The following is a 12,770-nucleotide window of genomic DNA, read 5'->3' on the forward strand; positions in this document are numbered from 1 at the left end:
GCCACCTCACTGAATAATTTTCTTCGTCATATAGACGCGTTGGACTTCACCTTCTTCAAGCAGTCCATTAAGTTGTTCTCGTAGTGTCTGTTCAAACTTTTGCATATCTTCTTTTGTTGCTAACTGTGTTTTTGTCATTCCAGCCAAATCCCCGAGAATGACGTTGTGTACTTGGAATTTACGTAACTCTAGATTCTCCCTTGTTTCCAAAGAATCTGTGACAATCGTGAATTGAACGTTGATGAAACGCTCATCTTGAATGTTCGTCGTCATGTCATCGGTCGTGAAGCTTCGTTCCGCCAATTCTTCGGCAGTGACCGGTTTCGTTTTAGCGGTGACGTTATCTCCGAACACGTATTTATATGTCATGAAGCCGGCTCCGCCCATGACGAGTAGGACGACTAGTAAGATGATGACAACCTTCAGGCCGCCACCCTTTTTCTTCTCTTCTTCACTCATCTTCTTCACCTCTTGTGAACATCGTTCCGACTAAACCGATTGAGCGGTAAAAGGCTTCAGTTCGTTCAATGATTTGATCTTTCGTTTCTTTCACGAGATATGTTTTGCCATTAAACAATTGGATAATCGTGTCCGGTTCTGCTTTCACCGTTTCGATGAGCAAAGCGTTGAGCACGAATTCCTCACCCCGAAATGCCGTGACGCGAATCATCAGCGTTTCAAGTTGACGAGTTCTTGAAGAATCTCGTCTGACGTTGTAATAATTCGTGTGTTCGCCTGGAAACCACGTTGTGCCACAATCATTTCCGTAAACTCTTCAGAAAGGTCGACGTTCGACATTTCAAGAGCACCTGAAACGAGGTTACCTCGTCCTAAATCACCGGCTGCCCCGATGAGTGGGTCGCCTGAGTTTTGAGATTGTAAGAAGTTGTTAGCACCGACTTTCGATAAACCAGCATTGTTGCTGAAGTTTGCCGTCACAATATAGCCTGCTGTCTGAAGTGCACCGGCTGCATCGACATAACTGACTTGACCGTCTTTTCCAATCGACAATGAACGTGCATCTGTCGGAATTGAGATTTTCCCGTAAGCCGTCGATCCTGCCACGACGTCAGGAATATTCCCAGTCAAGTTCGGAGCAGGTAGGTTAGCAGCAGGTTTTGCACCCGTTCCTAATAAGTACGTTCCTTCACCTGTTACCAAGTCACCGTTATTGTCCGTATAAAAGTTACCAGCACGTGTGTACTGTGCTTGTCCGTTGACGATTGTGACGAAGAAGCCCTCACCCGAGATACCGACGTCTAACGCACGTCCCGTATTTTGCATCGCTCCTTGGTTGTAGACGTTATCGACCGTTGCCATCGTCCCACCAAGACCGACTTCTTTCGGGTTAATCCCTCCGGCCGTCGCTCCGTTCCCGCCTGACGCACTACCGACTTGTTGACTGACGAGGTCTTTAAACGTGACACGACCCTTTTTGTAACCGAACGTGTTGACGTTCGCGATGTTGTTCCCGACGACGTCTAATTTCGATTGAAAGTTCTTCAGACCACTGATCCCTGAGTACATTGCTCTTAACATAATAAATTCCCCCTATGCTTATTTGATGGAAGTGATATCGTACACGCTGATCGATGTGCCGTCTTCAAGGTCGGCCATGTATCCAGTTAAATCAGATCGTGAAATCGAGACGACACGGCCTGAGCCTTTTGTCGTTTCTTCACTCGATTCCGAACTGTAGTCAATCGTTTTACCAATCATGCTACTGAATTCAGAAATCGAGGCCATATGACGGTCAACCAATACCGAATCGAGTTGTTTCGAAATCGTTTGCATTTGTTCTAGCGAAGAAAATTGCGCCATCTGAGCGATGAACTCACGGTCTTCCATCGGTGACATCGGGTCCTGGTTCGCGATTTGAGCGAGCAGCAACTTCATAAACATGTCCTTGTCATATTGATTCGTCGCTTTCGGAAGCGACTGGTCTGGCAAAGTAAAATCATTCGTCTTCGGCTGGATGCTCGTCATCCTCAGATCCTCCTTTTGGTTGTTCCTGCGGTTGTTCCTGTTCCGGTTGCTCGGAACCGTCTGGCATCGTCGATTTCGCATCGAGTGCTTGTTGTGTCAAGTTGACCTCGACCCGAACGTTTTGGGAATGAGGCATCAACGTTTGTTGTAACTGCTGGACTTGTGACTGAATCAGTTGCTTCGCCTCTTGATTGCTTGCGAACAACTTCACGACAAGTTCCCCGTTCTGCCGTTCTAGCTTGACGACGAGTTCTCCTAGCTGTTCTGGATAAAGTCGTACCGTAAACACTTTCGATCCATCCGCTCCACTTTGAAATGGTGCTTTTTGAAGTGCTGCCTCAATCCTTGCCTGTAAGTTTTCAGGCAAGGATCCCTTCGAGGCATACATGACCGTCTCTACATCAATTTGTGGTCGTGACCAGTTCAAGCCTTTCGGTAACCAATCCACGTTACTTGATTGAGGGAGTGCTTTTGCTGATTTAATGGTTTCAACGTAAGGCATGACGGGAATCTCTTTCGTGTTGCCAGTCGGTCCATTAAATTGTGCAATCACCCGTTGAATCGTTTGGATCTGCTTCCCAAGTTCTTGATTCGGGACAGCAGGTGTCACACGACTTTTCGCAGACGGATCTGCCTGTTGAATGATGCCACTACTTGAACCAGTTGTCTGAGCAAGCGCAAGGGGCGCATCCTCAGCATTGCTAGACGGCATGGACAAGTGCCCGAGTACGCCTACATATGCATCCATAAACGTCCGATATGCATCTTGCGGAAGTGATTTGAGCCATTTCAAAGTTTCAGGTTTTTGAAACCATGTCTCAAGTTCCTGCGCCACTTTTTCGAGGTCGACGAGTTCTTCAGATAATGCGCCTTCTTCAAGTTGAGGAAGCCCCGCCTGCTCCCCCGAGCCTTGCATTGGGGCAAGCATGGCGGATAAGAGGCTTAAAAAACCGCCTGCCCCCTGTGATTCGCCTTCCGTTACTCCGGTACGAGTCGCTGAACCTTGAATGGCTTGAGTTAGTAACGCAATATTCAATGTGGGTCCTCCCTTCTCATGTTCATTGGAGAAGCTGCGTCACAACTGCAGCTTGTTGCGCATTCATCCGCCCTAAAATATCAGCCTGTTGCTTCGGTGATAGTTCTTTCAACAGTTCGGCCACTTGCGGACTCTCTAGTTCTCCCATGATGGCTGCCGCCTGTTTGGCAGACATCTCTTCATACACACTCGAAATGTCAGATGTATTTTCCTCTTCCGTTGTGGCTGCTGCAAGTTCGGAGACGAGTCGGTCACGTTCTCGAATTAGGTCGGTGATCTCTTCTTGCCTTGCTTTCACTTCATTTGTCAGTTCTACATTTTCATTTCGAAGTTTCTCAATCTCACTGTTTGCTGCTTTCAACCGGTTTGTGGCGTCACTGTCGATGCCCGTCACGTTCACTTTCGCCTCAGACGAATCAGGCGTTTCTGATGTCTTTCCGTCCTCGCTAACTGGTAGGAATGGTACAGATAGAAGTGGACGATCCATCGCATAATTCATGACGACCATTCCGCCTACTAATATGAAGATTGCTGGAATGAGGACCAACGCAACAATCATTTGTTTGCCTCGTTTATTGTTCTCTTTTGCCATGCTACTTCCCTTTCCCATGATGAATCACAGCGAGTTCGTCCATCATTAGTTGCTCTGTGAGTTTTGCCGCTGTCATCTCTTCTAAACTGACCTTTTCATGTAGCGTCACATATTTCTTTTCTTCCACTACTTTCCCAAGAAGTCTTTCTTGCGAGGCGTGATAACGATTGCGCGCTTGTTGAACGACGAGCTGTTGCGTTTCGATTTGACGCTTCACCTGCTCACGCGTTTTTTCTCGGTACTGAGACATGAGTAAATCAATATTCCCTTGCTGTTCGTCTTGATGTTTAATCAATGACTCATACATGAGGAGAAGGTCATACAACACTTCCATTTCCGTTTCGAGTTTCGCCTTGAAGCCTCTAACTTCTGAAGCCGCATCTTCTTTCTCATGTTCAGCAATTGGCATGATTCGTTCTAGAATAAGTCTGTTCATGATTCACCTCGCGCGATATGTAACAAATGAGTCATCGTTTGTTGGAATGCGGCGTCTTCTTCAATCGATTGTTTCAAAAATGTCAATAAGTATGGATACTTCTCGATTGCGGTGTCAATCGCTGGATTCGACCCTTTTTTATATGCGCCGATGTTAATCAAGTCCTCGGCATCGATATATGTCGCCAGCCAACTTCGAAACGTTTGTGCCGCTTCACGATGTGATGGCGAGGCGATTTGGTTCATGACCCGACTAATTGACTTCAAGACATGGATGGCAGGAAACTGTCCACGGTTCGCAAGCGCGCGGTCCATGACAAAGTGTCCATCTAATATCCCACGCACCGCGTCGGCAATCGGTTCGTTCATATCGTCACCATCAACGAGGACCGTATAAAATGCTGTGATCGATCCGGTCGCCGCCGTCCCGCTTCGCTCTAATAATTGCGGGAGCATCGCAAAAACAGACGGTGTATATCCTTTTGATGTCGGTGGCTCCCCCGTCGCAAGTCCGATCTCTCGTTGGGCCATTGCAAAGCGTGTCACCGAGTCCATCATGAGCACCACTTCTTTACCTTGGTCACGAAAATATTCAGCGATTGCGGTTGCCGTGTATGCCCCTTTCAATCGCACGAGCGGTGGTTGGTCGCTTGTCGCCACAATGACGACAGACCGAGCCATTCCTTCTGGACCGAGCTCTTTTTCAATGAATTCCTTCACTTCCCGACCACGTTCCCCAATTAAGGCGATGACGTTAATGTCTGCAGAGGAGCGCTTGGCAATCATGCCGAGTAACGTGGACTTCCCGACCCCAGAACCGGCAAACAATCCGACACGCTGCCCTTTTCCTACAGTCAGGAGACCATCGATCATACGAACACCCGTCGACAACGTATCTAAAATCCGTGGACGATTCAACGGGTTAGGAGGTTTACGTTGAACATCATACCGCTTACCTGTTGCAAGTCGTTCACCTGACAGAGGTCGTCCTAGTCCGTCAAGCACTTGTCCAATCAGTTCCTCACCGACGGGGACTTGGAGCATCTTCCCGGTTCCTTTTACTAAACAGCCTGGTGCAATCTGTGTCGTTTCACCGTATGGCATAAGAAGGACGCGCTCTTCATTAAAGCCCACCACTTCCGCTTCGACCGACTCATTTGATGGGAGCATGATGAAACATCGCTCTCCGACAAACGCACTCGGTCCATTTGACTCGATCATCAACCCTACGACCCGACAAACTCGACCGATTTTGCGAGTGAACTCGCCATCCGTAGACTGTTTGATCGTATCAATGACCTGCTCAATAAGCGCCATCCGCTAAAACCTCCTCGATTTTGGCTTGGATTCGTTCGAAACTGTAGGATAGATCCAATTCATTACCTCGATGTGGGGACTCAATGCGTACGGACGTTTCATTTAAAGAGCCGTCTCCACGATATTTCAAAGGTGGTGTCTCTTCATCACGCCACATCGATTCAAATCGTTGAATCGAAGCAAGGCGAGTGGGATGAACGAAAATCGTTAACGCTTCCGCATCAATGAGTTGCGCCATCTGTTCTTGAATCATCGCCGCAAACAACGCCTCATCTTTTCGAACAAGGTCCGTCGTCACTTGCGCACTTACCGCAATCGCAAGGTCAATGAGTTGAACTTCTGCCTGTTTCCATTTTTCTTGGAACAGTTGTTCGAGTTCAGTGGAAACCGAGTTTAGACGTGTCGTAACGTCCTCAAACTCGGCATATCCATCTTGTCTTCCTTGGAATAGGCCCGCTTCAAAACCTTCTAATCGAGCCTGTTCATATGCTTCTTGTTTGAATCGTTCGAGTTGCTCGAATTCTGTCTGCTGAAACTGTCGGAACGCTTCTTCATCCTGCCTTAATTTCTCATAACGCGACTCGATGACTTGATGATGGTCGATGCCATCAGTCGGGTCAGGAATGGATGTTTCCAATCGTTTTGATTCGATCCGCTGTGGAATATGCGATGTCGCACGTTGACGTTTGATCACATTAGACAACGATGTCATCTCCCCCACCACGACTGATCACGATCTCACCGACGTCTTCTAGACGACGGATGATTCCGACGATTCGGCTCTGTGCTTCTTCGACGTCACGCAATCGAACAGGTCCCATAAATTCCATATCTTCTTTAAACGTTTCGACCATCCGTTGAGACATATTTTTGAAGATGATTTGTTTCACTTCTTCTGACGACACTTTGAGTGCTAGCAACAGGTCGTCGTTCGCCACTTCGCGAATGATTCGTTGAATCGCACGTGAATCGAGTGTGACGATGTCTTCGAAGACAAACATACGCTTCTTGATTTCTTCTGCGAGTTCAGGATCTTCAATCTCAAGTGCATCGAGAATCGTGCGCTCGGTCGTGCGATCGACACCATTCAACACTTCGACGACCGCCTCGATTCCACCTGACTGGGCATAATCTTGCATATCCGTCTGCGAGAGGTTCTTTTCAAGGATTTGTTCGACTTCATGAATGACATCCGGATTAAGTCGGTCCATCGTCGCAATCCGTTTCGCAACTTCCGATTGAATCTCAGGAGGAAGTTCCGATAAGATTTGCCCTGATTTGACCGGCTCCAAGTGAGCTAAAATTAGAGCAATCGTCTGTGGATGTTCGTTTTGAATAAAGTTCAGCAACTGTTTCGGGTCGGCTTTTCGAGCAAACTCGAACGGCCGAACTTGTAAAGTCGACGTCAACCGATGAATCAATGCCATCGCTTTTTCTTCGCCGACCGCTTTTTCAAGAACTGTTTTGGCAAAGCCAATCCCACCCTGGGTAATGTAGCTCTGAGCCATCGCAAGTTCGTGGAACTCACCGAGAATACTCTCTTTCTCTTCTGGAGACACCTTTTTGAGCGCTGAGATTTGAAGCGTCAACTGTTCCATCTCTTCTTCCGAAAGATGTTTATAAACATTCGCTGCCACTTCTGGACCTAATGAGATCATGAGCATTGCTGCTTTTTCTCGATTCGATTGTTTGGCATAGTTCACGTTACTCACTCCTCAGACATCCAAGTACGAAGCAGTTTAGCAAACTCTTCTGGATTACTTTCAGCTAATTTTTCTAACTGTTTCTTCTTCACAGCCCCTTCGCCTCGTTCCTCGAGGTCTAGGTCAGGCACTTCATCTTCATATGGAACTTCCCACTCGTTCGTCTCTTCCCCTACTTCTTGTTTGCGTCTACGCATTGCGAAGAAGATCAGGGCAAGTAAAACGACTGCTCCAGCTGCTGCCGCGTACATCCACCATGGTGTAGGCTGCTCTGTCGTTGCCACCTCTTCTGCCTCAGCAAACGGTCTCGAAACAACGACTACTTTTTGTTCAAGCTCCGCATCTGTGATGGCTTCGTCCGTTTTCGCTAGTGATGTTCGTATGATGGAATACATCATCGTCTCCAGGTCACCTTCAAGCTGTGGGTCAATACTCGTCGCACCGTCTGGTGGTTCTACAATCAATTGCACCCCAAGGTCGCGGATGGTGTACGGTGCATTTTGAATCTGTTTCGTAATGCGATTCACTTCATAGTTGATGATTTCATGATTTTTTTCACTTTCTTCTGTGCTGTCACCTGTAGCAGCAGGGAAGTTGATCGTGTCATTCTCACCGGTCCCAGTCGCTTCTGTCGCCGTTCCCGTACCGCCCGTATACGCCTCTGCAATTCGTTCAGCCGACGTCACGATACCTTCCATGTTTTCTTCATTGACTGGCGTAACAAGGTTTTGTTCTTCGGCCGTCTGAGTCGTATCAATATCTGCTGTGACAGAGACAAGAACGCTTCGTTCACCAAGAAGAACAGATAACATCTGCTGAATTTGTTGACGGACGTCTTTTTCAACTTGACGTTTCAGTGCCAACGGATCAGTGGAAGAGCCACCCGCCACAACGGTTTGATCAAGGTCATAATACGTAAAGTATTGGTCCATGATTGAGATGTTCTCAGGTTTTAAGTTCGGGACACTTTTACTGATCAAATGGTAAAGACCTTTGACCGTGTTTGGTTCTAGATTCGTTCCTGCTCCGATATTTAACACGATCGAGGCTGTCGGCTCACCTTGGTCTTCCGCTAAAAAGACTGACTTCTCAGGAAGCGAGATGATGACTTTCGCTTGGTTGATTCCTTCGATTTGAGTAATGAGCCGCTCGAGTTCCGTCTGCATCGCACTTCGTTCAATGACCGCCATTTCTCGGTCTGTTGTTCCGAAACCAGCATTTTCACTGAAGAAACTATAGTCAATCGACCCGGATTTTGGAATCCCGGCCGCGGCAAGGCTCACTTTCAATTGGTCGACCATTTCATTTGGCACATATACACTGACCCCGTTCGAAGTCGCTTTAATTTCCGACTTCACACCGTCCGCTGTCAGTTTCTCTGTCACTTCCCCCGCTTCTTGTGCGGATAAGTTCGTGTACAAAGGTGCCATATTTGGTCGTGCAAGGAAGAAAGTGAGTAAGAGTGCCGCGATTAAAATGACCGCGATGGAAATACCCCAAACGAGTTTTCGCTTCTTTGGCATCGATTTCAGCCCATCGGTCATTGATTTGAATCGTTCTTTTAATTGTTCATTCATCGCAACTTGTCATCCTCTACAATTAAACTTGCATTCGCATCATTTCTTGATAGGCTTCAACAGCCTTGTTCCTCACCTCGATGGCAAGTTGCATCGCAATCGACGACTCTTCACTTTGGATCATAACTTGATGAAGGTCAGCTTTCCCGACAGCTAAATCTTGACGGGCTTGACTCGTTGCTTGTTGTGTCTCGTTCAACGCATTCATCGCTTCATTCAAATATGACCCAAATTGAGATGGGTTTGTTTTGTTCATTGATGGCGTGATCTCTGGGCTCATCAATTGAATCGGATTAATTTGCATCTTTCGTCACTCCTTATCCTTTTCCAATCTCCATCGCTTTGACGAGCATTGCTTTTGATGCGTTCATCGCGGCAATGTTTGCTTCGTAAGAGCGGGTCGCACCCATAAGGTCGACCATTTCTTTGAGTAGATCAACGTTCGGCATTTGAACATACCCCCGCTCGTCTGCATCAGGATGACTCGGATTGTAGGCAAGCTTATACGGCGCATCGTCTTCAATGATTTGAGCTACCTGGACCCCACCATTGACGGTGTTTAACTGTTTACGGAAAGGTGCTTCCTGTAACACCGTCATCTTTCTCGTATACGGTTGCCACTCCCCATCGACAAGTTTCCCTCGAGTCGTCTGGGCGTTGGCGATGTTCGCCGATACGGTATCCATTCGTAAACGTTGAGACGTTAAGGCAGTAGCTGAAATATGAAAACTATCAAACATTCCCATCGATTAGCGACCTCCTCGAATAACAGACTTCAATCCACCTAGCCTACGATTTAATTGCTCCATCATCGCCTCATACTGGAGTTGATTACGTGCCAGTTCACTCATCTCATAATCTAAGTCGACGTTGTTGCCATCACTTCGCATCGCTCCACCTGCACGATCGATGACAGTAGACTGCGTCGAATCACTCGGGCGCCCACCTTGGAGCTTCAGTCGCATTTCACTTTGGAGCGTCTGTTCAAATACGGCTTGCTTTGCTTTGAAGTTTGGCGTATCGATATTCGAAAGATTATGACTAATCACTTTTTGATTGAGGACTGCATGATTGACGGCTTGCTTGAGTAATTGATAGTCACTACCAATCCAATTCACGGCGTTCACTCGCTTTCATATACTCATTACTGATATATACCTGATTTGGAAATTCTACTATTTCATTGAAACAAATCTGTAACAGTTCTGAAAGATATTTTTTAAAACATAGGTAAATGGCTTCGTATCTTTTTGTCGAATTAACGACAAATTCTGAAAATGATTACTTTTGCACTAAAAAAAACCGCTTCTTCAATGAAGAAAGCGGTTTTTTAGGAACAAAGTCCCTTTTTATAGTGTTTTCAATGGAAAATACACATCTAAAGTTGTGTTTCAGTTTGATTTCAGTTTTTGCAATTCAAACAAGAAGTTATCATTTAATATCTTGATATACGTTCCCTTCATTCCTAACGAACGTGATTCAATGACACCTGCACTTTCTAGTTTCCGAAGTGCGTTCACGATAACAGAACGTGTGATTCCCACACGGTCGGCAATTTTGGAAGCAACTAACAACCCTTCGTTTCCGCCGAGCTCTTCGAAAATGTGTTCAATCGCTTCAAGCTCTGAATACGACAATGAATTGATTGCCATTTGAACGACAGCTTTTTTACGGGCTGACGTTTCTGCTTCTGCCGCCTTCTCACGAAGGATCTCCATGCCAACGACCGTCGCACTATATTCTGCGAGGACGAGGTCATCTTCTGTGAACTCGTTAGCCAATCGACCTAACACGAGCGTCCCAAGACGCTCTCCACCACCGATGATTGGGACAATCGTCGTCTTTGAGTTGAGGAACAAATCGTGGTTCTCTACAGGGAACGCTGTATACTCGCTGTCAATATCGATGTTCGCTGTCGTTTCTTTCACATTGAACAAGTTTGATGCATATGGTTCTGGGAACTGTCGGTCAACGAGAAATGCCTTCATGCGGTCATTCTCAATCTGTTGTTTGATCGCAAAGCCAAGTAGGCGACCACGACGGCTCACGATAAACGTATTGGATTCAAGCACTTCACGCATTTTATCCGCCATTTCTTTAAAATCAACGTGCGCACTCGCTTCTTGTTGAAGCATCGTGTTTAATTGGCGAGTTTTGTCTAGTAAATTCATAATGTCTATTTCCTCCCTGTATGTGCATACAGAATCTTATAAAATATATTGGCTGAGGTCTCGATCATCCGCGATCGACCCAACTTTAGCTTGTACATAAGCGGGAGTGATCTCCACGCTTGTTTGCGGCATATCTGCCGCTTCAAATGAAAGATCTTCTAACACGCGCTCCATAATAGTATAAAGGCGACGCGCGCCGATGTCATCGGTCTCGCGATTGACATGTGTCGCAATTTTTGCGATTTCTTCAATCGCTTCATGCGTGAATCGGACCGTGATTTCTTCCGATTCCAATAATGCGGTATATTGTTTGATTAACGCCTGAGATGGCTCTGTCAAGATTTTGACGAAGTCCTCTTCCGTCAAGCTGTTCAATTCGACACGAATCGGGAAGCGTCCTTGCAACTCCGGAATCAAATCAGACGGTTTGGCCATATGGAACGCTCCAGCTGCGATGAAGAGAACGTGATCGGTTTTGACCGGTCCGTACTTCGTGACGACCGTTGACCCTTCGACAATCGGAAGGATATCGCGCTGCACGCCTTCACGAGAGACACCAGCATGGTCTTGCGACTTCGTTGCAATCTTATCGATTTCATCGACGAAGATGATGCCCATCTGTTCACTACGTTGCACCGCTTCATCATGTACTTCGTTCAAATCCAGAAGATTTTCAGCTTCTTCCGCTATGAGAAGCGGTCTCGCTTCACGGACGGTCAACTTCCGTTGCTTCCGTTTCTTCGGAACGATTTGTCCGAGCATATCTTGAAGGTTCGATAACCCTTCCATTCCTTGCCCTTGGAACAAATCCATCGTTTGCTTTTCTTCAAGCTCAACTTCGATGACTCGGTCTTCTAGTTCACCGAGCTCGAGAAGACGGCGAAGCTGTGCCCGATCATTCTTTGACGTATCCGTTGTGGATTCAGGCTGTTGTGTCTGCCCACCGAACAGCGCCTCGAACGGGTTTGATGCACTTGGTGTAGCTTTCGCTTTCCCTTGTAAGGCATCTAGCAATCGTTCTGTCGCTGCTCGCTCTGCCGGCTCCTTCACGTCTTCTTTCTTCTCTTCTTTCACGAGACGAACGGATGCTTCGACGAGATCTCGTACCATCGACTCGACATCACGACCGACGTAACCGACTTCCGTAAATTTCGTCGCTTCCACTTTGACGAACGGTGCCCCGACCAACTTCGCTAAACGACGTGCGATTTCGGTCTTCCCGACCCCAGTCGGTCCGATCATCAAAATGTTTTTCGGTGTGACTTCATCACGAAGGTCTGCACTTAATTTCTGACGACGATAACGATTACGCAATGCAATCGATACAGCTCGTTTGGCGTCCTTCTGACCGATTACGAACTTGTCCAGTTCCGATACGATTTGTCTTGGTGTCAACTCTCGATTCATTCAGCATCGCCTCCGATCGTTTCTACAATAACTTGATCATTCGTATACACGCAAAGCTCACCGGCAATCTCGAGAGCGGCTCGTGCGATTTCTTCCGCTGACTTCTCAGCGGAATGGCGGACGAGTGCACGCCCTGCTGCGAGTGCGTAATTACCACCCGAACCGATTGCAAGGATCCCGTCATCCGGCTCAATCACTTCTCCATTCCCAGAGACGAGCAGTAAATGGTCAGCATCCATCACAATCAAAAGCGCCTCGAGTTGCCGCAAGATTTTATCGCCGCGCCACTCTTTGGCAAGCTCGACCGCGGCACGCGGTAAGTTACCGTTATACATTTCAAGTTTCGATTCAAACTTTTCAAACAATGTGAAAGCATCGGCTACACTGCCTGCAAAACCGGCAACGACTTTCCCGCCGTATAAGCGTCTGACTTTCTTCGCTTTGTTTTTCATGATGACGGCATTCCCGAATGTGACTTGGCCATCTCCACTCATCGCGCACTGGCCATTGTGTCGAACTGCAAAAATCGTTGTTGCATGAAACATA

At 47.1% G+C, this 12,770-nt stretch carries 17 protein-coding genes; all 17 read right to left on the reverse strand.

All coding sequences use genetic code 11. The features are described 5' to 3' along the window. Positions 1-6: 6 nt before the first annotated feature. Positions 7-459, reverse strand: coding sequence for a flagellar basal body-associated FliL family protein (locus tag AC5LIL_RS08750; RefSeq protein WP_214691824.1), 453 nt, complete (start codon positions 457-459; stop codon positions 7-9). After that, positions 452-670 carry a flagellar FlbD family protein gene (locus AC5LIL_RS08755; RefSeq protein ID WP_031421671.1) on the reverse strand — a complete coding sequence of 73 codons (219 nt, stop codon included), beginning with the start codon at positions 668-670 and terminating at the stop codon, positions 452-454. Before AC5LIL_RS08755 ends, AC5LIL_RS08750 begins: the two co-directional genes overlap by 8 nt. Then, entirely contained in the window at positions 670-1,539 is an 870-nt protein-coding gene (gene flgG, locus AC5LIL_RS08760; protein WP_074034702.1) for a flagellar basal body rod protein FlgG, read from the reverse strand. The genes AC5LIL_RS08755 and flgG overlap by 1 nt, the downstream gene beginning before the upstream one ends. Before the next feature lie 18 nt (positions 1,540-1,557). Continuing rightward, positions 1,558-1,986: a flagellar hook capping FlgD N-terminal domain-containing protein gene (locus tag AC5LIL_RS08765; protein ID WP_214783760.1), complete on the reverse strand. Its 429-nt coding sequence runs from the start codon at positions 1,984-1,986 to the stop codon at positions 1,558-1,560. Further along, a complete protein-coding gene (locus AC5LIL_RS08770; RefSeq protein WP_214783762.1) occupies positions 1,958-3,022 on the reverse strand; it encodes a flagellar hook-length control protein FliK in 1,065 nt (354 codons plus the stop codon). The genes AC5LIL_RS08765 and AC5LIL_RS08770 overlap by 29 nt, the downstream gene beginning before the upstream one ends. A 22-nt stretch (positions 3,023-3,044) precedes the next feature. Then, positions 3,045-3,614, reverse strand: a complete 570-nt coding sequence (locus tag AC5LIL_RS08775; protein ID WP_274663859.1) for a MotE family protein — start codon at positions 3,612-3,614, stop codon at positions 3,045-3,047. Position 3,615: 1 nt separating this feature from the next. Then, positions 3,616-4,050, reverse strand: a complete 435-nt coding sequence (locus tag AC5LIL_RS08780) for a flagellar FliJ family protein (RefSeq protein WP_499823897.1) — start codon at positions 4,048-4,050, stop codon at positions 3,616-3,618. Beyond that, entirely contained in the window at positions 4,047-5,366 is a 1,320-nt protein-coding gene (fliI, locus tag AC5LIL_RS08785; protein WP_499823898.1) for a flagellar protein export ATPase FliI, read from the reverse strand. The genes AC5LIL_RS08780 and fliI overlap by 4 nt, the downstream gene beginning before the upstream one ends. Then, a complete protein-coding gene (locus tag AC5LIL_RS08790) occupies positions 5,353-6,078 on the reverse strand; it encodes a FliH/SctL family protein (protein WP_499823899.1) in 726 nt (241 codons plus the stop codon). The genes fliI and AC5LIL_RS08790 overlap by 14 nt, the downstream gene beginning before the upstream one ends. Further along, positions 6,062-7,069: a flagellar motor switch protein FliG gene (gene fliG, locus AC5LIL_RS08795; protein WP_074034724.1), complete on the reverse strand. Its 1,008-nt coding sequence runs from the start codon at positions 7,067-7,069 to the stop codon at positions 6,062-6,064. Before fliG ends, AC5LIL_RS08790 begins: the two co-directional genes overlap by 17 nt. A 5-nt stretch (positions 7,070-7,074) precedes the next feature. Continuing rightward, complete coding sequence (gene fliF, locus AC5LIL_RS08800; RefSeq protein ID WP_214783777.1) at positions 7,075-8,646, reverse strand: flagellar basal-body MS-ring/collar protein FliF; 1,572 nt, start codon at positions 8,644-8,646, stop codon at positions 7,075-7,077. 22 nt (positions 8,647-8,668) lie between these two features. Beyond that, positions 8,669-8,950: a flagellar hook-basal body complex protein FliE gene (gene fliE / locus AC5LIL_RS08805; protein ID WP_214760359.1), complete on the reverse strand. Its 282-nt coding sequence runs from the start codon at positions 8,948-8,950 to the stop codon at positions 8,669-8,671. Between the two features lie 13 nt (positions 8,951-8,963). Then, complete coding sequence (gene flgC / locus AC5LIL_RS08810; protein WP_214783779.1) at positions 8,964-9,392, reverse strand: flagellar basal body rod protein FlgC; 429 nt, start codon at positions 9,390-9,392, stop codon at positions 8,964-8,966. A 3-nt stretch (positions 9,393-9,395) separates the two neighbouring features. After that, a complete protein-coding gene (flgB, locus tag AC5LIL_RS08815) occupies positions 9,396-9,764 on the reverse strand; it encodes a flagellar basal body rod protein FlgB (protein ID WP_074035320.1) in 369 nt (122 codons plus the stop codon). A gap of 273 nt (positions 9,765-10,037) precedes the next feature. Then, entirely contained in the window at positions 10,038-10,817 is a 780-nt protein-coding gene (gene codY, locus AC5LIL_RS08820) for a GTP-sensing pleiotropic transcriptional regulator CodY (RefSeq protein WP_214691812.1), read from the reverse strand. A gap of 36 nt (positions 10,818-10,853) precedes the next feature. Continuing rightward, complete coding sequence (gene hslU, locus AC5LIL_RS08825) at positions 10,854-12,224, reverse strand: ATP-dependent protease ATPase subunit HslU (protein ID WP_214745463.1); 1,371 nt, start codon at positions 12,222-12,224, stop codon at positions 10,854-10,856. After that, the gene (gene hslV, locus AC5LIL_RS08830) at positions 12,221-12,769 is read right to left on the reverse strand and encodes an ATP-dependent protease subunit HslV (protein WP_074034743.1); all 549 of its coding nucleotides are present in this window, start codon (positions 12,767-12,769) and stop codon (positions 12,221-12,223) included. Before hslV ends, hslU begins: the two co-directional genes overlap by 4 nt. Between the last annotated feature and the right edge of the window lies 1 nt (position 12,770).

This window comes from Exiguobacterium sp. RM11, assembly GCF_059821525.1.